The organism is Streptomyces sp. A2-16, assembly GCF_018128905.1.
Classification (GTDB): domain Bacteria; phylum Actinomycetota; class Actinomycetes; order Streptomycetales; family Streptomycetaceae; genus Streptomyces.
On the sequence record NZ_CP063808.1, the window covers coordinates 3532749 to 3554141 of the forward strand.

At 70.6% G+C, this 21393-nt stretch carries 16 protein-coding genes; 13 read left to right on the forward strand and 3 right to left on the reverse strand.

Annotated elements, in window-relative coordinates; all coding sequences use genetic code 11:
• Positions 1-434 precede the first annotated feature (434 nt).
• The gene (locus IOD14_RS15880; protein WP_007386357.1) at positions 435-608 is read left to right on the forward strand and encodes a hypothetical protein; all 174 of its coding nucleotides are present in this window, start codon (positions 435-437) and stop codon (positions 606-608) included.
• A gap of 51 nt (positions 609-659) precedes the next feature.
• Complete coding sequence (locus tag IOD14_RS15885; protein WP_123993829.1) at positions 660-1142, forward strand: GNAT family N-acetyltransferase; 483 nt, start codon at positions 660-662, stop codon at positions 1140-1142.
• Positions 1143-1160: 18 nt separating this feature from the next.
• Here the strand turns inward: IOD14_RS15885 and IOD14_RS15890 are convergent, their stop codons facing one another.
• Positions 1161-2504 (reverse strand): amidase family protein, encoded by a 1344-nt coding sequence (locus tag IOD14_RS15890; RefSeq protein WP_212670569.1) that lies wholly within the window; start codon positions 2502-2504, stop codon positions 1161-1163.
• Between the two features lie 249 nt (positions 2505-2753).
• Between IOD14_RS15890 and IOD14_RS15895 the strand changes: the two genes are divergently transcribed.
• A complete protein-coding gene (locus tag IOD14_RS15895) occupies positions 2754-4574 on the forward strand; it encodes a family 20 glycosylhydrolase (protein ID WP_249125925.1) in 1821 nt (606 codons plus the stop codon).
• Between the two features lie 10 nt (positions 4575-4584).
• Positions 4585-6117 carry an alpha-L-fucosidase gene (locus tag IOD14_RS15900; protein ID WP_123993826.1) on the forward strand — a complete coding sequence of 511 codons (1533 nt, stop codon included), beginning with the start codon at positions 4585-4587 and terminating at the stop codon, positions 6115-6117.
• 147 nt (positions 6118-6264) lie between these two features.
• On the opposite strand, the gene IOD14_RS15905 is transcribed toward IOD14_RS15900, so the two are convergent.
• The gene (locus tag IOD14_RS15905) at positions 6265-7275 is read right to left on the reverse strand and encodes a LacI family DNA-binding transcriptional regulator (RefSeq protein ID WP_212673284.1); all 1011 of its coding nucleotides are present in this window, start codon (positions 7273-7275) and stop codon (positions 6265-6267) included.
• A gap of 220 nt (positions 7276-7495) precedes the next feature.
• Between IOD14_RS15905 and IOD14_RS15910 the strand changes: the two genes are divergently transcribed.
• The 6 genes from IOD14_RS15910 to IOD14_RS15935 are packed head-to-tail and all read left to right on the forward strand — an operon-like array spanning position 7496 to position 16854.
• Entirely contained in the window at positions 7496-8782 is a 1287-nt protein-coding gene (locus tag IOD14_RS15910; protein ID WP_123993824.1) for a sugar ABC transporter substrate-binding protein, read from the forward strand.
• Between the two features lie 3 nt (positions 8783-8785).
• On the forward strand, positions 8786-9679 hold the full coding sequence (locus tag IOD14_RS15915) for a sugar ABC transporter permease (protein WP_123993823.1): 894 nt from the start codon (positions 8786-8788) through the stop codon (positions 9677-9679).
• Entirely contained in the window at positions 9676-10506 is an 831-nt protein-coding gene (locus IOD14_RS15920) for a carbohydrate ABC transporter permease (RefSeq protein ID WP_212670571.1), read from the forward strand. The genes IOD14_RS15915 and IOD14_RS15920 overlap by 4 nt, the downstream gene beginning before the upstream one ends.
• Positions 10507-10531: 25 nt before the next feature.
• Positions 10532-11779, forward strand: coding sequence for a cellulase family glycosylhydrolase (locus IOD14_RS15925; RefSeq protein WP_212670572.1), 1248 nt, complete (start codon positions 10532-10534; stop codon positions 11777-11779).
• Positions 11780-11792: 13 nt separating this feature from the next.
• Positions 11793-13790 carry an endo-beta-N-acetylglucosaminidase gene (locus IOD14_RS15930; RefSeq protein ID WP_212670573.1) on the forward strand — a complete coding sequence of 666 codons (1998 nt, stop codon included), beginning with the start codon at positions 11793-11795 and terminating at the stop codon, positions 13788-13790.
• 49 nt (positions 13791-13839) lie between these two features.
• Positions 13840-16854: a glycoside hydrolase family 38 C-terminal domain-containing protein gene (locus tag IOD14_RS15935; RefSeq protein ID WP_123993819.1), complete on the forward strand. Its 3015-nt coding sequence runs from the start codon at positions 13840-13842 to the stop codon at positions 16852-16854.
• A gap of 68 nt (positions 16855-16922) precedes the next feature.
• Here IOD14_RS15935 and IOD14_RS15940 read toward each other — a convergent pair whose 3' ends face one another.
• A complete protein-coding gene (locus IOD14_RS15940; RefSeq protein ID WP_123993818.1) occupies positions 16923-17624 on the reverse strand; it encodes a FadR/GntR family transcriptional regulator in 702 nt (233 codons plus the stop codon).
• A gap of 189 nt (positions 17625-17813) precedes the next feature.
• Between IOD14_RS15940 and IOD14_RS15945 the strand changes: the two genes are divergently transcribed.
• The 3 genes from IOD14_RS15945 to IOD14_RS15955 are packed head-to-tail and all read left to right on the forward strand — an operon-like array spanning position 17814 to position 21392.
• Entirely contained in the window at positions 17814-18887 is a 1074-nt protein-coding gene (locus IOD14_RS15945; RefSeq protein ID WP_123993817.1) for a sugar ABC transporter substrate-binding protein, read from the forward strand.
• On the forward strand, positions 18884-20374 hold the full coding sequence (locus tag IOD14_RS15950) for a sugar ABC transporter ATP-binding protein (RefSeq protein WP_123993816.1): 1491 nt from the start codon (positions 18884-18886) through the stop codon (positions 20372-20374). Before IOD14_RS15945 ends, IOD14_RS15950 begins: the two co-directional genes overlap by 4 nt.
• On the forward strand, positions 20367-21392 hold the full coding sequence (locus IOD14_RS15955; protein ID WP_123993815.1) for an ABC transporter permease: 1026 nt from the start codon (positions 20367-20369) through the stop codon (positions 21390-21392). The genes IOD14_RS15950 and IOD14_RS15955 overlap by 8 nt, the downstream gene beginning before the upstream one ends.
• Position 21393 lies beyond the last annotated feature (1 nt).

Genomic DNA, 21393 nt, shown 5'->3' on the forward strand with positions numbered 1-21393 from the left:
TGGGTCAGCAGATCATGGGTGCCTTGCGATTCGGCCAACGGGACTTGAACTGCGCGACCTCGACGACTCAGAGGGCCGGGCGAGCCGTAGACCGAACGGGTGACTTCAAAAAGGCCCATCAAGTGACAAATCAGGCGGAAATCGGCGGCTGACGACAAGGTGAATTGCAATGGTTACACCTTGTTTTCAGCCCCTATCGAGCGGACCCCCGCTCATCTGGTTAATCTGTAGCCGACGGACGGCAGTAAGGGGTCCCACCCACACCCACAGTCCGTCCCGGGACAAGCCGGTCACCACGGCCTGCTCTCACACGAGTTGCACGGCGCCACCGCGTCCGAACCGATCTCGACCCAGACCCGAGCGGACGTCCAGGCACCGGCCGTAGGTTGGACAGGCACGTCCCGAGGGTGAGCCCGACACATAAGGAGTGCGCGGTGACACCGGAGAAGACGAATCGCGAACAACGCCCCAAGGAACGCCCGGAGCGTGCGGGCCGACGGCCCGGAGACATCGGCAGTCTCGACGTGTGGGCGCGCTCCGCCCCCATCCGTCTCGCGGGCTACGAGGACGACCTCGCCGAGCCCCACATCCTGCCCAGCGTGGACTGACCGCAGGACCTTCGCGATCGCCGACGGCATGGGCGTGCGAGACTCACGCCCATGCTGATCAGAGAAGCCGTGGCCGACGACTGGCCACGGATCTGGCCGTTCTGGCACCGGATCGTGGCCGCGGGCGAGACCTACGCCTGGGACCCCGACACCTCCGAAGAAGCCGCCCGCGCCCTGTGGATGAACCCGGCCAAGCGCGTCCATGTCGTCGAGGACGAGACCGGCGCGATCGTCGCCTCGGCCTACGTCACCCCCAACTACGGCGGCCCCGCCGCCCGGATCGCCAACGCCGGTTTCATGGTCGACCCCGACCGGGGCGGCCGCGGCTACGGCCGTGCCCTCGCCGAGCACATCCTGGCCGCCGCCGCGGCGGACGGCTACCGGGGCATGGTGTTCAACGCCGTCGTCGAGACCAACCCGGCCGTGAAGCTGTGGACCTCGCTCGGCTTCACGATCCTCGGCACCGTGCCGGAGGCCTTCGAACACCCCCGGCACGGACGGGTCGGGCTGCACATCATGTACAAGGCCCTGTAGCCCCGTAGGTCCCGGTGTTCAGTCGAGCGGCGCGGTCCGCCGCCACGGCTGCCGCCGCTCCAGCTCCTCCGCGACCTCCAGCAGCACCGCCTCGGAGCCGGGCCGTGCCACCAGCTGCACGGCCGTGGGGGCGCCCGAGGGCAGGGTGCCGAGCGGCACCGCCATGGCCGGCCATCCGGTGAGGTTCCACGGCGGGGTCAGCGGCGAGTAGTTGGTGTTGACGAGGACGTTGCGCAGCCAGCCCCGCTCGTGCCAGGCCTCGGCCTTGGGGGAGCGGCGGGCCAGCGCCGGCAGCAGCAGTACGTCGTGCTCGGCGAAGAACGGCTCCAGGCGCTCGCGCAGTTCCTGCCGGGCCCTGCCCTCGCGGACGCTCTTGACGAAGCGCCGGCCGATCGCCGCGTGCACGCGGGTGCGCCGGGCCAGCTGCCGCGAATCCAGGCCCGTCGCGTCCACCGAGGTGCCCGCCGTCCAGGTGGCCAGGGACGTGACGCCCAGCGAGAGCGGGTAGGGCGGGTCCGCGCGCCGCACCTGATGCCCCGCCTTGATCAGCAGCCCGGCCGCCTCCCGGACCGCGGCGGTGTACGGCGCGCTGATCGTGACCCCGGCGAGCGGGCTGCGCAGCGACACGGCGATGTCCAGCGTGGCGGGCGTGTCCCGTCGTACGAACTCGGCGTCGGCCATGACCGAAAGCAGCAGACGGGCGTCCTCCACCGTGGTCGCGAGGGGGCCGTTCTCGGACATGCCGAACCAGTCGCCGTCGCTGATGCCGGCCGGCACCACCCCCGAGCCCGGCTTGATGGTGACGAGCCCGCAGTTGGCGGCCGGGATGCGCAGGGAGCCCATGCCGTCGTTGCCGAGGGCGATCGGGACGAGGCCCGCGGCGACCGCGGCCGCGCTGCCCCCGGACGAGCCGCCCGCGGTGCGCGAGGTGTCCCAGGGGTTGCGGGAGGTGCCGTGGACGCCCTCCGTGGTGCCGAAGACGCACAGCTCCGGGACGTTCGTCAGCCCCACGACCACAGCGCCCGCGGCCCGCAGCCGGGCCACGACCTCGTGGTCGGCCCCGGCGGGCGTGTCCGGGGTCGCGGCGGAGCCGACGCGGTTGGTCTCGCCGCGCACGGCCAGGTTGTCCTTGACGGCCACGGGCACACCGGCCAGGGGGAGTCGGCCGAGGTCGTCCCGGGAGCCCACCTCGTCGGCCTCCGCCAGTGCCGCCTCGGCCCGCACCACCCGGAACGCCCCGATCCGCTCGTCGAGCTTCTCGATCCGGGCGAGGTGCTCGGCCACCACCTCACGGGGCGTGGCCCGCTTCTCGCGGACGGCGGCGGCGATCTCGGCGGCCGTACGGCCGACCCAGCTGGTCACATGCGCTCCTCGGGGCTACTCGCGAGTACGTAAGGAGAACTCTGCCCGGAGGCGGACGTCGCGTCGAGAGCGCTCGCGCTTGGACATTCGGACCGGTCTTCTTGGACTTTTCGTGGCAGGTGAGGTCGGACGTGGGTCACCGCCCCGCAGGTCATCGGATCTCTCACGCAACTCGCGGCCGATTCAGTCCCGTTGACAGCCCTTCTGGTGAGCTCAATTATCAGCCATCCGATGAATAGGGAGTCGCTCATGAGGAAACGGCTGGGATTCGCCGCAGTCGTGGCGCTGCTGACGCTGCTCCTGTCACCCGTTCCGGCCAGTGCGCGCTCGGGCGAGGGGCCGCCGGTCACGGTGCCGGCCCTGACCGGTTGGACCGCGGAGCCGGGCGGCTACGCGTTCGGGCCCCGCACCCGCCTGGTGGCCGACAGCCCCGCCGAACGCCGGGTCGCCGACACCCTGGTCGGTGACCTCCGGGCGGCGGGCCACGGGAGGATCGCGGTCGTGCGCGGCGGAGCCCGCTCGGGTGACATCGTTATCAACGTCCGACCGTCCCGGAGCGCCCTCGGCACCGAGGGCTACGAACTCCACGCCGGCACAAGGCTGTCCATTACCGGAGCGACCGGGACCGGCGCCTTCTACGGCACCCGGACCCTGCTCCAGCTCCTCGCCCAGGGCGACCGGATCCCCGCCGGACGCACGGTGGACGTGCCCCGCTACAAGGAGCGGGGGGTCGGGGTCTGCGCCTGCTACATCCACATCTCGCTGCCCTGGCTGGAGAACCTCGTCCGCGAGATGTCCTACAACAAGCTCAACCAGCTGCTCGTGGAGCTGAAGGTCAAGAGCGACGCCCACCCCGAGGCCAACACCTGGGGCTACTACACCAAGGACGAGATACGGCGGCTCGTCGCGCTCGGCGACAAGTACCACGTCGAGATCATCCCCGAGATCAACTCCCCGGGACACATCGACCCGTGGATCGAGAACCGCCCGGACCTCCAGCTCACCGACTCCGACGGCACCAAGCAGCCCTCGCGCCTCGACATCACCCGGCAGGCATCCTTCGACTACTACACGAGCCTGATGGACGAGTACGCCCAGGTCTTCACGTCGAGGTCCTGGCACATGGGCGCCGACGAGTACATGCTCGGCTCCGACTTCGCGAAGTACCCGCAAATCCTCGAGTACGCCCAGGACAGGTACGGTCCGAACGCCACCCCGCAGGACGCCTTCGTCGACTTCGTCAACCGCGTCCACGACTACGCGGCGGGCAAGGGCGTCGCACTGCGCATCTGGAACGACGGGCTGACCGGCGCCAACACCGTGCCGGTCGACCAGGACACCACGGTCGAGCACTGGCTGAACGTGGCGGTGAAACCCAGCGCGCTCATCGCGCAGGGCTACTCGGTGATGAACGCCGCCTACTCGCTCTACCTGGTCCGCGGCGGCTTCCACAGCGACACCGCCTCGCTCTACGACCAGAGCTGGGACCCCCGCAGCTTCGAGGGCGAGAAGCTGACCTCCCCGAAGGGCGTCACCGGCGCGAAGATCAGCCTGTGGCCGGACAACGGACGCGGTGAGACCGAGAACGAGGTCGCCGTACGACTCTGGCCCGCGCTGCGGCACATCGCCCAGGCCACCTGGGGCGACCCGCATCCCGACGCGACCTACGCGGAGTTCCTGGCACGCGGTTCCGCTGTCGGGCACGCCCCAGGTTGGCGGGACCTGACCCGGGTGCCGGTGCCGGACGGGACGTACACCTTCGGACACTCCTTCACCGCCTCGGTGCAGCGCACGGCGGACGGCTACGCGACCCTCCGGTCGGCGGCCGGCTGCCTCGCGATCAGCGGCGGCAAGCTCACGCTCAACGTGCCGCTCCAGCCCGGAGTCGAGGCGACCTGGGACCCCTGCGATCCGAACAGCACCCTGCAGCGCTGGGAGTTGGAGCCCGCGGCGGGCGGTTACCGGCTCGTCAACGCGATCACCCGGATGGCGCTCACCGTCACCGACGACGGCCGGATCGCGCAGTACCCGGTCGATCGACGCACCCCCACCGCCTGGCACTTGAGCTGAGGAGTCCCCCATGACCGTCTCCAGACGCCTCTTCGTCACCGCCGCGGCCGGCCTTGCCGTGACCGGCATTCCGGGGCCGGCGGTGGCCCTGGACGATGACCGCTTCTACCGCATCCCCGTCTCGCCGGACGACACCGAGACCGAGCTCGTCCGCAAGGCGTCCCAAGTCCGGCCCACCGCACGGCAGATCGCCTGGCAGAGCCTCGGAAGGACCGCGTTCCTGCACTTCGGCGTGAACACCTTCACCGGCCTGGAGTGGGGCACCGGCGACGAGGACCCGGACGTCTTCCAGCCGACCGGGCTCGACACCGACCAGTGGGCGGCGGCCCTGAAGGACGGTGGCTTCGAACTGGCCATCCTCACCGTCAAGCACCACGACGGCTTCGTCCTGTACCCCTCCCGCTACACCGACCACAGTGTGGCGTCCAGCAGTTGGAGGGACGGCCGGGGAGACGTGCTGCGCTCCTTCGCCGACTCGATGCGACGGTACGGCCTCAAGGTCGGCGTCTACATCTCGCCCGCCGACGAGAACCAGTACCTGCACGGGGTGTACGCCAACGGCAGCGCCCGGTCCGACCGCACCGTCCCCACCCTGGTCGACGGCGACGACCGCACCCCGGACCGCTTCCTCACCCTCCCGGCGACCGACTACGGCGCCCACATGCTCAACACCCTGTACGAGGTGCTCACCGAGTACGGCCGCGTCGACGAGGTGTGGTTCGACGGCGCCCAGGGACACATTCCGCCCGAGAAGGTGGAGAGCTACGACTGGGACAGCTGGTACACCCTGGTCCGCGCCCTCGCCCCGGACGCGGCGATCGCGGTCACCGGCCCCGACCTGCGCTGGGTCGGCAACGAGAGCGGCCTCGCACGCGAGGACGAGTGGAGCGTGATCCCGGTCAAGGAGAACCAGTACGGCCGCACCGACTGGGCGCTGTCGTACGACACCCCCGACGAGGGCAGCCGGGCCGCGCTGGTGACGGCACAGCCGGCCACGGACTACCTCCAGTGGTGGCCCGCGGAGTGCGATGTCTCCATCCGCGACGGCTGGTTCTACCACGCCGACCAGCAGCCCAAGTCCGTCGACTACCTGACGGAGATCTTCTTCGGCTCGGTGGGCCGCAACGCGGTACTGCTGCTCAACGTCCCACCGGACACGGACGGCCTGCTGCACGGCACCGACGTCGTGCGGCTGCGCGAGTTCCGTGAGCGCATCGAGCGCGAACTGCCCCGCGATCTGGCCCAGGGCGCCCGCAGGACCACGGCAGCGGGCCGGGTGACGCTGGACCTGGGCCGCGAGCAGGAGGTGGACCGGGTCCGCCTCGCCGAGGACATCCGGCACGGACAGCAGGTGGAGAGCTTCGTCGTCGAGGCCCTCCGCGACGGCGCCTGGACCCAGGTCGCGAGTGCCGGGACCATCGGCGCGAGCCGCATCCTGGTGCTGCCGGCCCCGGTACGGGCCCGGAGCTGGCGGCTGCGGGTGACGCGGGCCCGGAGTGCCGTACGGATCGCGGAGTTCGGGCTGTACCGCTCCCTGACCTGAGAGCGGGCGGTCACCGGACGGCGGGCCACCGGAGCGAGGCCGACGGACGGCGGGGCACCGGGACGTCGGCGATCCGGTGGCGGTGGCCGCCCGTCCGGGGTCCGCCGCGGCCGTCCTCCTCGCCGGGACCCCGGGTTCCCCTCGGTTTCAGGTGCCCCTGGCCGCACCCGTGCTGTCCCGCACGATCAACCGCGGCACCGGCACCCGTACGGTCCGGGCCGGCCCGCCGTCCAGCAGCGCGGTCAGTTCCGTGGCCGCGGTGCGGCCGAACTCCACGCTGTCCCGGGACAGGGCCGACAGCCACGGCTTCACCATGCGGCACAGCGCCGAGTCCTCCCAGGCCACCACCGAGACGTCCGCGGGCACCGAGTGGCCCAGCTCGGTCGCGGCGGCGACGCCGGCGAGGGCCATCACGTCGTTGTCGTAGATCAGCGCGGTCGGGGGAGCGGAGGCCTCCAGGACCCGGCGGGTCACGGCCGCGCCCTCCGCGTCCGAGTAGTCGGTGGTCACCGACCTCACCCCCGTCAGCCCCCGGCGCTCGGCCTCCGCACGCAGGGTGCGGATGCGGCGCTCGGTGTGCGCGAGCCCCGGCAGGCCCGCGATGTGCACGATCCTGCGGTGGCCGAGGGTGTACAGCTCGTCCACGACCGCGGCCATCGCACCCGCGTCGTCCGCCCAGACGGTCGACAGCCCCGGATGGCGTTCGTCGGGGGCGCCGCCGATCACCACTCCGGGCAGACCCAGTTCGTCGAGCACCCCGGTGCGTGGATCGTCCGTGCGCGGGTCCACGACCAGGACGCCGTCCACCCGGTGCTCGGCCCACCAGCGCCGGTACACCGCGCACTCGTCCTCGACGTCCTCCACCACCTGGAACAGCAGCCCGAGATGACGCTCCGCCAGCACCTCCTGTATCCCCGAGACGAGCTGGAGGAAGAAGGAGTCGACGCCGAGCGTGTCGGCCGGCCGGGCCAGGACGAAGCCGACCGTGGCGGCGCCCTCGCCGGACAGCGCGCGGGCGGCGGTGCTGGGGCGCCAGCCGAGTTCCTCGGCCACCGTGCGCACCCGGTCGCGGGTGTCCTCGGAGACCCCCGGCCGGCCGTTCAGCGCGAAGGAGACCGCGCTCTGGGAGACCCCGGCCCGCCGCGCGATGTCCTTCATCGTGGGTCTGCGGGCCGGTGACCGTCTGCCTGACACGCTGTTTCCCCATTCCCCCGTCGGTATGTCCGGACAGTATGCACTAATGCGGTTCAGCTGCGTCAACCTAATGCGCATTAGTCACTAAACAAATTAGCTGTGCGAGATGCATTGACGGGCCCGTGGCGAGACGTGCAGGGTCTCCGTCGTTGGCCAACTCCGCCGCGAAGGAGACCTGTTCGCCGTGCCCATTTCCCGCAGAATCCTCGCCGTCGCCGCCGTCTGTGCCGTCCTGCCGCTGAGCGGTTGCGGCTCCGGCGACGACGGCGGCTCCAGTGACGCCTCAGGCAGGATCGAGGGCGACATCACCTTCCAGACCTGGAATCTCCGGGCGAACTTCAAGGACTACTTCGACGGCCTGATCGCCGACTTCGAGAAGAAGTACCCCGGCACCGAGGTGAAGTGGATCGACCAGCCCGCCGAGGGCTACGCAGACAAGATCAGCGCCGACGCCGCCGGCGGCACCCTGCCCGACGTCGTCAACGTCTCCCCGGACCTGGTCGCGCCCCTCGCCAAGGCCGGCCTCGCGCTCGACCTAGACAAGGCGGCCGGACAGTACAAGAAGGAGTACCTGGACGGCGCCTGGGCCAGCCATCGGATACCGGGCATGACCGGCACCTACGCCTTCCCCTGGTACCTCAACACCGGCCCGCTCTTCTACAACAAGTCCCTCTTCGAGGAGGCCGGGCTCGACCCCGACCAGCCGCCGAAGACGTACGACGAACTCTTCACCGACGCCCTGGAGCTGGCGAAGAAGAGCGACGGCAAGGTAGCCACCCTCGCCAACGTGCCCACCGTCGAGGACTTCGGCCGCTACGGCGTCCCGCTCATGAACCCCGAGGGCACCGCATTCGCCTTCAACGACGCCAAGGGCGTGGAACTCCTCACCAAGTACAAGGAGCTGTACGACGCCAAGGCGCTCGACCCGCAGGCGCTCACCGCCACCCCCGAGTCCTCCGGCAAGAAGTTCCTCACCGGAGCCGTCGCCATGAACCCCGGCAGCGCCCTGGACCTCGGCAACTTCAAGAAGCAGGCGCCGAACCTGTACAAGAACATCGGCATCACCGACCAGATCACCAGCACCGGCCACGTCAACATGTACGTGATGGGCGTGATGGTGAACGCGCAGACCAAGAAGAAGGCCGCCTCCGTCGCCTTCGCGCACTACGTCACCGACGCCGAGCACCAGATGTCCTTCGCGAAGAAGGTCGCCATCTTCCCGAGCACCGCGGGATCGCTCGACGACCCGTACTTCACCAAGGAGGACGGGACGGACGAGACGCGGGTGCGGATCGCCGCCGCCAAGTCCCTGAAGAACGCGGTCAACTACACGCCGGTGCTGTTCAGCGAGCAGATGAAGACGGCCCTGCGCAACGAGGTGGCCAAGGCGTTGCAGGGCAAGGAGAGCCCCGAGGAAGCTCTCGACAACGCTGTCAAGGCCTGCGACACGCTGCTCCGGCAGCAGGGATAGACCATGTCCTCGTCCACCGTGTCCCGGGTGCGGCGCCAATGGCCGCTGAGCCCCTGGCTGTTCGCCGCGCCCGGGCTGCTGATCATCGGCGCGTTCATCCTGTACCCGTTCGTCTCCACGCTGGTCAACGCCTTCACGGACAAGCGCACGCTGATCCCGGGGGAGTTCGTCGGCCTCGCCAACTTCCGCGAGCTGCTGCACGACGACATGTTCTGGATCGGCCTGCGCAACAGCACCCTGTACGTCCTCGGGGTGGTGCCCGCGCTGGTGCTCCTGCCGCTGCTGCTCGCCCTGCTGGTCCAGAAGAACATCCCCGGCATCACCTTCTTCCGGTCCGCCTTCTACACCCCGGTCGTGGCCTCGATCGTCGTGGTCGGACTCATCTGGGTGTGGCTCCTGGACGAACGCGGTCTGATCAACTCCCTGTTGGAGACCGTCGGGATCGGCCGGATCGGCTTCCTGAGCGACCAGTGGCTGCTCCTGCTGAGCGCCATGGCCGTCACGGTCTGGAAGGGCCTCGGCTACTACATGATCATCTATCTGGCCGCGCTGGCGAACGTGCCGCGTGAACTGCACGAGGCGGCGGCGGTGGACGGGGCCGGGGCCGTCCGCCGGTTCGTCACGGTGACCGTGCCCGCCGTCCGCTCGACCATGGCACTCGTCGGGGCGCTGTCCTCGGTCGCCGCCTTCAAGGTGTTCTCCGAGGTCTACCTGATGGCCGGCCCGAGCGGGGGACCGGCCGGCGAGGACACCACCCTCGTGATGCTCGTCCAGCGCACCGGCACCGGACTCACGGGCCGCGTCGGCTACGCCTCCGCGATCTCGATCGTGGTCTTCGTCGTCACCGTCGCGCTGATGCTGCTGGTGCTGCGGGCCGATCGGAGGGCGGAGACGTGACCCGGGTGCGCACGGGCGAACTGGTGCTGCGATACGTCCTGCTGCTCGCCGTTCTCGCCCTGACCGTCGGCCCCTTCCTCTGGCAGCTGTCGACCTCGCTCAAGGGCCCCACCGAGGACATCTACAGCTCCCCGCCGTCCTTCCTGCCCGAACATCCCACCCTCCACAACTACGAGCGGGTCGCCGACACCATCCCCGTCTGGGACTACGCCTTCAACTCCTTGAAGGTCGCCACCGCCAACGTCGTGACCAACTGCGTCGGTTCGGCCCTCGCCGGATACGCCCTGGCCCGGCTGCGCTACCGCGGCCGCCGCGCGGCCACCCTCGCCTTCATCCTGGCGATGCTCGTGCCGGTGGAGGGCATCATCATCGCCCAGTTCACCACCATGCGGGAGCTCGGCCTCAACAACACCCTGGTCGGTGTGGTCCTGCCGGGCTGCATCGGCGCGATGAACGTCCTGCTGATGCGCAACGCCTTCCTCAACCTGCCGTACGAGATCGAGGAGGCGGCCTACGTCGACGGCGCCAACGTCTGGCAGCGGTTCCTGAGGATCGCGCTGCCGTCGGTGAAGGGCACGGTGGCCGTCGTCGCGATCTTCGCCTTCATGGGCGCCTGGGACGACTTCCTGTGGCCGCTGATCGTGCTGAGCGACCCGTCGAAGTTCACGCTCACCATCGGCCTCAACTATCTGCACGGCACCTTCGCGAACGACGAGCGGCTCGTCGCCGCGGGCACGGTCATCGCCGTGGCCCCCCTGATCGCCCTCTTCGCCGGCCTCCAGCGGTACTTCTTCCGCGGGGTGGGCGAGGGAGCCGTCAAGGGCTGAACGAACCCCAAGTCAAGGATCCCGTATGCCTTCTGCCGTGCGCTTCGGCGTCAACTACACCCCGAGCGTCGGGTGGTTCCACCACTGGCTCGACTTCGACCTCGACTCCGTCCGCGCCGACCTCGACTCGATCGCCGCCCTGGGCCTCGACCACATCCGGGTCTTCCCGCTGTGGCCGTACTTCCAGCCGAACCGCACCCTCATCCGGGAACGGGCCGTCTCGGATCTCGTCCGACTCGTCGACGCCGCCGCCGAACGCGGCCTCGACGTCAACGTGGACGGTCTGCAGGGGCACTTGAGCAGCTTCGACTTCCTGCCGGCCTGGACCAGGACCTGGCACCGGCGCAACCTCTTCACCGACCCGCAGGTCGTCGAGGGCCAGGCCGCCTACCTGCGCACTCTGGCGGCGGCGCTGGACGACCGCCCCAACTTCCTCGGCATGACGCTCGGCAACGAGATCAACCAGTTCTCCGCCGGCCCCCATCCCGACCCCGACCCGGCCACCATCGAGCAGATCGACGCCTGGCTCACCCGCATGCTCGCCGCCTGCGAGGAGGGCGCCCCCGGCCGGCTGCACCTGCACGCCGAGTACGACGCCACCTGGTACCAGGACGACCAGCCCTTCACCCCCGCCCAGGCCGCCCGCCACGGTGCCGTCACCGCCGTGCACTCCTGGGTGTTCAACGGCACCGCGCAGCGCCACGGCCGCGCCTCCGTGCCGGCCGAGCACCACGCCGCCTACCTCGTCGAACTCGCCAAGGCCTGGGCCGACGACCCGCACCGCCCGGTCTGGCTCCAGGAGGTCGGCGCCCCCGCGCCCCTGGTGCCGCCCGAGCACGCCGCCGCCTTCACCGAGGCCACAGTCGTCCACGCCCTCGACTGCGAGGACCTGTGGGGCATCACCTGGTGGTGCTCCCACGACGTGTCGCGGGAACTGGCCGACTTCCCGGAACTGGAGTACGGCCTCGGCCTGTTGACCAACGACCGCAAGCCGAAGGACACGGCCCGCGTGCTGGAGCGGGCGGCGCGTGCGGCCGCGGGCGCACCCGGGCGTCGTACGACCGCCCTGGTCGTCCCCGCCGACCCCGCCTCCCGCTCCCGCTGCGCGCCCGGCGGGCCGGTCTTCGACGCCTGGTTCCGGCTGGCCGCCGACGGCGTCCGCCCCACCACCGTCCTCGACACACATGCCGCCGACCAGGACCACCTGGCCGCGCGCGGCATCACCGAGGTCGTCACATCCGATCAGGTACTCCCACCCCACAAGGACCACTAGGAGGCACCCGCTCGTGAACCCCACCAGACGCACGGTTCTGCTCGCCGCGACCGCGGCGGCGCTGCTGCCCGCGCTCCCGGCGAAGGCGGCCGCGGCCACCGCGCTCCAGCCGTACGCCACCTACTGGTACCCGGACTCCCTGCCCTCCGGCAGCCCCGGTACCGGCATCACCTGGCGCAGCCTCAAGGCCTGGCGGGCCGCCGAGGACCCGGACCTCGCCTTCAACGCGGCCGCCGTACCGCTCGCCGGCCGCTTCACCCCGACCCCCGTGAACACGACGGCGCGCGCGGGCCAGGCCCGCATCCAGTCGCTGGTCTCCTTCGGACCCACGGCCGGCAACCCCTCGCAGGGCTCGGCGACCTCCGACTACTACGCCTTCGGGCACTGGGCCTACGTCGACGAACTGGTCTTCTGGGGCGGCTCGTCGGGCGAGGGGCTGATCCTCGCGCCGAACGCCCCGATCGTGGACGCCGCCCACCGCCACGGCGTGCCCGTCCTCGGGAACATCTTCCTGCCGCCGGTCGCCTACGGCGGACAGTTGCAGTGGACCCGGGACCTGGTGCAGAAGGACGCGGCCGGACGGTATCCGCTCGCGGCCCGACTCGTCGAGGTCGCCACGGCGTACGGCTTCGACGGGTGGTTCGTCAACGCCGAGACCGGGGGAGGGGACGCGGCGCTCGGGGCGAACATGCTGGGGTTCGTCCGGGAGTTGAAGGCCCTCTGCGCCACCCGGGGGCAGCGGGTGACCTGGTACGACTCGATGACCGTGAGCGGGACGGTGAGCTGGCAGGGCGCCCTGAACAGCCGGAACCAGGCGTTCTTCGAGACCGCGGACGACATGTTCGTCGACTTCCGGTGGACCGCGAGCAGCCTGGCGTCCTCGGGAACGCTGGCCCAGCAACTGGGCCGCAGCCGTTACGAGTTGTGGGCCGGCGTGGACGTGGAGGCGAACGGCTGGAACACCTCGGAGAACTGGGACGCGATCGTGCCCCGGGACAAGTCGCATGTGACCTCCATCGGGCTGTACCGGCCGGAATGGACCCGCAACCACCTGCCCGCCGACCAGCGCTCGCCGCAGGACTTCCACGCGGCCGACGACCGCTTCTGGACGGGCCGCTCGCTGGATCCGTCCCGGCCGGACGGGACCGACGCCTGGCGGGCTCCGGCGGTGTCGATCGCCGACCGGTCGACGGTCACGTCACTGCCGTTCGCGAGCGTGTTCAACACCGGCCACGGGCTGCGGTGGTACGAGGAGGGGGTCGTCACCTCGGACACACCCTGGAACCACCTCGGGCTGCAGGACCGGCTGCCGTCACGGCGGTGGGTGGTGCGGACGCAGGGCTCACGGCCGACCGTCTCCTTCGACTTCGCGGACGCCTGGCGGGGCGGAAGCAGCGTGCTGGTCAGTGGCTCCGTGGACCAGCCGGTCACCGTGGACCTGTACGCCACGCGGCTGCCGATCGGCGACGACACGGTGGTCGAGCTGACCCACCGGACCGACGCGGGCGAGGTGCGCGTCGAGCTGGCCGTGGCCACGGCCGAACCGGACGCGCCCGGGGCGACACCGCCGTACACCCATCTGCCGGTGCCGGTGTCCTCCGGCGACGGCTGGCAGACCTCGACCGTACGGCTCACCGGGCTCTCCGGAACCGTCCACGCGCTCGGCGTGCGGCTCACCGGCGGCGGAGCGCTGAAGTGGCGGCTCGGCGCTCTCGCCGTGCACGACACGCCCCGGACCCCCGAGCCGCCTTCCGGCCTGCGTGTCACGGCGGCCTCCGGCGGCGATCTGCGTCTCGCCTGGAACCCCGCCCCCGGCGCCGTACGCCACTACACCCTGCACCGCCTCCTGCCCGACGGCACCCGGCGCTTCCTGGGCGGCACCTGCCAGCGGGCCTGTTTCGTCGGCGGCCTGCGGCCCGAACAGGGCGAGCAGCAGGCGCGGTTGGAGCTGCGAGCCGTGGGGGAGCTGTACACCTCGTCGGACCCCGTGACCGTCACCCATCCCTGGTGACCCTGTGACCCACCTCTGGTAACCCCCGGAACCTTGGAGAGCACCCCGCATGCATGACGACCGCAGCCTGGTCGAAGCCCGCCTCAAGCGGGTCCTCGACGAGCGCCTCCGCCCCGCCGTGTACCCCGAGTCCGTGCCGCTGGAGGTCGCGGTGTGGCACGCGCCCGACGAGCCGGTGCCCGTCGCCGAGGGCCTGGCGGCCGAACCCGAGCCGATCGCGGTGGGCGCCCGCTGGGGTGCTCCCTGGGGCACCAGCTGGTTCCGCGTCACCGGGACCGTCCCCGAGGCATGGTCCGGCAGGACCGTCGAGGCCCTCCTCGACCTCGGCTTCGACGAGAACATGCCCGGCTTCCAGTGCGAGGGCCTGGTCTACCGGCCCGACGGCACCCCGGTGAAGGGCCTCAACCCGCGCAACCAGTGGGTGCGCATCGGGGACGCCGTCGAGGGCGGCGAGGAGGTGTGCCTGCACATCGAGGCCGCCTCCAACCCCGTCATCCTCGACTACCACCCCTTCCTGCCCACGAAGTTGGGGGACAAGGAGACCGCGGGCGGTGAACCGCAGTACCGGCTGGCGCGCATGGACCTCGCCGTCTTCGACGAGACCGTGTGGCAGCTGGTGATCGACCTGGAGGTGCTCGGCGAGCTGATGGCCGAGCTGCCGGTGGAGTCGACGCGGCGCTGGGAGATCCTGCGGGCGGTGGAGAAGGCGCTCGACGCCCTCGACCTCCAGGACGTGAACGGCACGGCGGCGCAGGCACGCGTACGGCTGGAGACGGTCCTGTCGGAGCCCGCCGTCCCCTCCGCGCACCGCATCAGCGCCGTCGGCCACGCGCACATCGACTCGGCGTGGCTGTGGCCGCTGCGCGAGACCGTGCGCAAGGTGGCCCGGACCACCTCCAACATGACCGCGCTCCTCGACGACGAGCCGGAGTTCGTCTTCGCCATGTCCCAGGCCCAGCAGTGGGCCTGGGTCCGCGACCACCGGCCCGAGGTGTGGGCGCGCGTGAAGAAGGCCGTGGCCGACGGGCGCTTCGTGCCGGCCGGCGGCATGTGGGTGGAGTCGGACACCAACATGCCCGGCTCCGAGGCGATGGCCCGTCAGTTCGTGCACGGCAAGCGGTTCTTCCTCGACGAGTTCGGCGTCGAGAACGAGGAGGCGTGGCTGCCCGACACGTTCGGGTTCGCCGCCGGGCTCCCGCAGATCATCAAGGCGGCGGGTTCCAAGTGGCTGCTGACCCAGAAGATCTCCTGGTCGCAGACGAACAAGTTCCCGCACCACACCTTCCGGTGGGAGGGCATCGACGGCACCCGGATCTTCACGCACTTCCCGCCCGTCGACACCTACAACTGCTCCATGAAGGGCGGTGAGATCGCCCACGCGGCACGGAACTTCAAGGACAAGGGGGTCGCCCGGCACTCCCTCGCTCCCACCGGCTGGGGCGACGGAGGCGGCGGCACGACCCGGGAGATGGTCGCCAAGGCGGCCCGTCTGCGCGACCTCGAAGGCTCGGCGACGGTGGCCTGGGAGACCCCGGCGGAGTTCTTCACCAAGGCGGAGGCCGAGTATCCCGAACCGCCCGTCTGGGTCGGCGAGCTCTACCTCGAACTCCACCGCGCCACCCTCACCAGTCAGGCGAGGACCAAGCAGGGCAACCGCCGCAGCGAGCACCTCCTGCGCGAGGCCGAACTGTGGGCGGCGACCGCGGCGGTACGGGCCGGATTCCCCTACCCGTACGAGGAGTTGGACCGCATCTGGAAGACGGTGCTGCTGCACCAGTTCCACGACATCCTCCCCGGGTCGTCCATCGCGTGGGTGCACCGGGAGGCCCGGCGCACGTACGACGAGGTCGCCACCGAGCTGAACGGGATCATCGCGGCGGCGCAACGGGCGTCGGCGGGGGAGGGGGAGCGCGAACTGGTCTTCAACGCGGCTCCCCACGGCCGCAACGAGGTTCCTGCCGGAGGGGCCGGCGCCCCGGCGGCGCGGACGGCGGCAGCGGTGACACCACGAGCCGCGGGCGGCCATGTCCTGGAGAACGGACTGCTCCGCGTCGAGATCGACGCCCGCGGGCTGGTTGTCTCGGTGTACGACATCGAGTCCGACCGCGAGACCGTCGCCCCCGGACGGACGGCCAACCTTCTCCAGCTCCACCCGGACTTCCCGAACATGTGGGACGCCTGGGACGTCGACGAGTTCTACCGCAACACCGTCACCGACCTCACCGACGTGGACGAAGTGGTCGCGGAGGACGCCGGCGTGCGGATCACCCGCGCCTTCGGCTCCTCTCGCGTCACCCAGATCCTGTCCCTGGCGCCGGACGAGCGCAGGCTGCTCATCGACACGGAAGTGGACTGGCACGAGACGGAGAAGTTCCTCAAGCTCGCCTTCCCGCTCGACGTGCACGCCGAACGGTACGCCTCCGAGACCCAGTTCGGGCACTTCCACCGGCCCACGCACACCAACACCTCATGGGAGGCGGCGAAGTTCGAGGCCTGCAACCACCGCTTCGTCCACCTGGAGGAGCCCGGCTGGGGCGTGGCGATCGTCAACGACTCGACGTACGGCCACGATGTGACCCGCACGGTCCGCACCGACGGCGACGGGGGCACGACCACCACGGTCCGGGCGTCGCTGCTGCGCGCCCCGCGCTTCCCCGACCCCGAGACCGACCAGGGCGTCCACCGCTTCCGGCACGCGCTGGTGCCGGGGGCCGGTATCGGGGACGCGGTGCGGGAGGGCTGGCGGATCAATCTGCCGGAGCGGCGGGTGACGGGCGGCGAGGAGGTCGCTCCCCTGGTGACCGTCGACCAGGACGCGGTCGTCGTCACGGCGGTCAAGCTGGCCGACGACGGCAGCGGGGACGTGGTGGTGCGGCTCCACGAGGCACACGGGGGACGGGTGCGGGCCACGCTCACGGCCGGGTTCGAGGTCGCGGGCGTCACGGCGACGGACCTGCTGGAGCGGCCTCTGGCCGATGCGCCCGCCCCGCGGAGCGAGGGGAACGAAGTCTCCTTGCGACTGCGGCCGTTCGAGCTGGTCACGCTGCGGTTCAGCAGGGCGTGAGCCAAAGGGGGCGGGGAGACCCGCCCCCTTTTACACAGCGGCGACCGGCATCGGTGATCCGCGTCGGGTCATGTCGCGAGCTGCGCCCGCAGCCACTCCTCCACCTCGCCCACGTGCGCGGCCGCCGCCGCTCGGGCCGCCTCCGGGTCGTGGGCGACCAGGGCCCGGTGGATCGCGGCATGTTCGCGGCGCGTTCGCTCGAACGCGCCCTCCTCCTGGTAGCCGCGCCACACCCGGGCCCGGAAGGTGCGCGAGGACAGGCCCTCCAGGATCGCCGCCATCGTGTCGTTCCCGGCCGCCACCGCGATCTCGCGGTGGAAGGCCAGGTCGTGGGCGAGGATCTCCTCCGGGTCGTCGGTGGCGTTCATCGCCGTGAGGTGTTTCTCCACCTCGGCCAGCTGGTCGGGCGTGATGCGGGCGGCGGCCAGGGCGGTCGCCGTCGACTCCAGGATGCGGCGCACCTCCAGGAGTTCCACCAGCTGCGGACCCCGGGACAGGTCGGCGACCACCCCGAAGGTCTCCAGCAGGTCGCCGGCCTCCAGCTGGGTGACGTAGATGCCCGAGCCGTGCCGGGCCTCCAGCACGCCCAGCACCGTCAGGGCGCGGATCGCCTCCCGCATCGAACTGCGGGAGATGCCCAGCTGCACCGCGAGATCACGCTCGGTCGGCAGCCGCTGGCCCGGCTCCAGCCGGCCCTCACCGATCATCGCCTTGATCTGCTCGATGGCGCGCTGCGTCACGGTGCCCTTCTGGGGGGCTGTCTCGTCCACGCCACTCCTCCACATCACTGGGTCCGCCGCAGTCTAGCCGCCGATGTGGTCGGACCACTATGGCCGAAAGACGGGAAAATCTGCCACCAGAGGGTATTGCCAGGGGTGAGTGGTCTGATAAGTATGCCGTCATTGCTCGAACACACTCGTGCTCGATCACGCGAGAAGACGCTCAATGAGGAGCCGCAGATGCCCGGCAGGACAGTGGGGAAGAGGAACAGAGTTCGGTTCATCGGCGCAGTGGCAGCGGCCGCGAGCGCCTCGCTCGTGCTCGCCGCGTGCGGCAGCACCAAGGACACCGGCAGCGCCGGCACCGAGGGAGGCGACGGGACCGGCAAGGTCGGTGTGATCCTGCCGCTGCTGACCTCGCCGTTCTGGCAGTCGTACAACGACTACGTGCCCAGGATGGCCAAGTCCGAGGGGGTGGACACGCTGAAGACGGTCAACTCCAACAGCGATCCCTCCCAGCAGATCACCGACATCAACAACGAGCTCAACCAGGGCGTCAAGGGCCTGGTCGTCGCCCCGCTCGACAGCGCCGCCATCGAGGCGGGCCTCGACCAGGCCGAACGCAAGGGCGTCCCGGTCGTCGCGGTCGACGTGGCCCCCGACAAGGGCAAGGTCGCCATGGTCGTACGGGCCAACAACGTCTCGTACGGCGAGAAGGCCTGCCAGTACCTCGGCGAGCACATCACCTCCGGCAAGGTCGTGCAGATCATGGGCGACCTGGCCTCCGTCAACGGACGCGACCGCTCCGAGGCCTTCCGGGCCTGTGTGAAGAAGAACTTCCCGAAGCTGAAGGTCCTGGAGATCCCCGCCAAGTGGGAGTCCGACACGGCGGCCTCGCAGCTCGGCACCCTCCTGAACGCCAACCCCGACCTCAAGGGCATCTACATGCAGGCCGGCGGCGTCTACCTCGCCCCGACCCTGCAGACCCTCAAGTCCAAGGGGATGTTGAAGAAGGCGGGCACCGCGGGCCACATCGCCATCGTCTCCAACGACGGCATCCCGCAGGAGTACGACGCCATCCGCAAGGGCGAGATCGACGCCACCGTCTCCCAGCCCGCCGACCTGTACGCCAAGTACGGCATGTACTACATCAAGGCGGCGATGCAGGGGAAGACCTTCGAGCCCGGCCCGACCGACCACGACTCCACGATCGTGAAGCTCCCCAGCGGCATCCTCGAGGACCAGCTGCCCGCGCCCCTGGTCACCAAGGACAACGTCGACGACCCGAAGCTGTGGGGCAACACGGTCAAATGAGCACCCCACTGGTTGAAGCCCGAGGGGTCGTCAAACGGTACGGCCCCACGACCGCCCTCGCCGACGGCCGACTCACCGTCCTGCCCGGCGAGTCCCACGCCCTCGTCGGCCGCAACGGCGCGGGCAAGTCCACCCTCGTCACCCTCCTCACCGGCCTCCAGGCCCCCGACGAGGGCACCGTCCGCTTCGACGGCGAGCCCGCACCCCCGCTCACCGACCGGGACGCCTGGCGCAGCAAGGTCGCCTGCGTCTACCAGAAGCCCACCGTCGTACCCGAGTTGACGGTCGCCGAGAACCTCTTCATCAACCGGCAGCCGCTCCGGCGCGGGTTCATCAGCTGGCGCAGCCTGAAGAAGGAGGCCGCCGAGCTCCTCGACACCTGGGACGTGAGCGTCGACCCGGACGCGCGCACCGCCGACCTCAAGGTCGAGGACCGCCAAATGGTGGAGATCGCACGGGCGTTGAGCTTCGGCGCCCGCTTCATCGTCCTCGACGAGCCGACCGCGCAGCTCGACAACCGGGAGATCGAGCGGCTCTTCGACCGGATGCGCGCGCTCCAGGACTCCGGTGTCACCTTCCTGTTCATCTCGCACCACCTCCAGGAGGTGTACGAGGTCTGCCAGACGGTCACCGTCCTCAGGGACGCCCGCTGGATCACCACGGCCCCGGTCGCCGACATGCCCCGGGCGGCCCTGATCGAGGCCATGGCCGGCGAGACCGTCGCCGAACAGGCCGTACGGCTCAGGGAGGTCGAGGACACCGCTCCCGTCCTCCTCGACGCCCGCGGCCTCACCTCCGACGCCTACGAGAACGTCGACCTCACCGTCCGCCGCGGCGAGGTCGTCGGACTCGCCGGCATCAGCGGCAGCGGGAAGATCGAGCTCGCCGAGTCGTTCACCGGACTGCACACACCGACCGGGGGGACCGCTCACCTCGACGGCAGGCCGCTGCCGTTCGGTGATGTGCAGGCATCCCTGAAGGCCGGTGTCGGCTTCGTCCCGCGCGACCGGCACGCCCAGGGCCTGGTCTTCGGCATGACCATCGGCGACAACGCCACCCTCAGCGTTCTGGACCGGCTCGGCCGCCACGGCTTCGTCGGCAGTGACCGCAAGCGCGGTGTCGCCACCGAGCTCATCGACCGCCTCGACATCCACACCGAGGGCCCCGAGCAGCCCGTCTCCGACCTGTCCGGCGGCAACGCGCAGAAGGTCGTCATGGCCCGCGCCCTCGCCTCCGACCCCCGGCTGCTCGTCCTCATCAACCCCACCGCGGGCGTCGACGTGAAGTCCAAGGAATCCCTGCTCTCCCGCGTGGACACCGCCCGCGACGACGGCACCGCGGTCCTCGTAGTCTCCGACGAACTCGACGACCTGCGCCGCTGCGACCGCGTCCTCGTCCTCTTCCACGGCCGCGTGGTCGCCGAGCACCCGGCCGGCTGGCGCGACCACGAGCTGATCGCCTCCATCGAAGGAGTGGACCATGGCTGACACCAAGGCCCCGCCGGTGAAGCCGGTGAGCGTCCCGGACGCGCGGGCCGCCCGCGCCGTACTGCTGCGCCGGGCCCGCGAACTCGCCCTCGTACCGGCACTGCTGGTGCTCCTGGTGATCGGCGCGTTCGTCAACGACTCGTTCCTCACCGAACGCAACCTGATCTCCATCCTGGGCGCCTCCGCCGCGCTCGCCATGGTGGTGCTGGCCGAGTCCCTGATCCTGATCACCGGCAAGATCGACCTGTCGCTGGAGTCGGTGGTCGGCGTCGCACCCGCCGTCGGCGCCCTGCTCGTCCTGCCTGCCGCCCAGTCCGGCTGGGGCACGCAGTGGCCGACCGCGCTCGCCCTCCTCGCGGTCCTCGTCGTGGGCGGGGCCATCGGCGCCTTCAACGGCTTCCTCGTGGTGCGGTTCAAGCTCAACGCCTTCATCGTCACCCTCGCGATGCTGATCGTCCTGCGCGGACTGCTGGTGGGCGCCACCAAGGGCAAGACCCTGTTCGGCATGCCCGACGGGTTCTTCACCCTGGCCACCTCCACCTTCCTGCGCGTCCCGCTCTCGGTGTGGCTGGCCGCGGCCGCCTTCGGCATCGCCGGGCTGATCCTCAAGTACCACCGGGTCGGCCGCGCCCTGTACGCGATCGGCGGCAACGCGGACGCGGCCCGCGCGGCCGGTATCCGGGTCGAACGCGTGGTGCTCGGGGTGTCCGTCGTCGCGGGCGTCCTCGCCGCGGTGGGCGGCATCATGCAGACCGGCTACGTGGGCGCGATCAGCGCCAACCAGGGCAACAACATGATCTTCACGGTGATGGCGGCCGCGGTCATCGGCGGCCTGAGCCTCGACGGCGGCAAGGGCACCATGTTCGGCGCCCTGACCGGCGTACTCCTCCTGGGCGTCGTGCAGAACCTGCTGACCCTCGCCCAGGTGCCGTCCTTCTGGATCCAGGCCATCTACGGCGGAATCATCCTGGTCGCCCTCATGATCGCCCGTGTGACCACGGGCCGCGCCCAGGACTGAC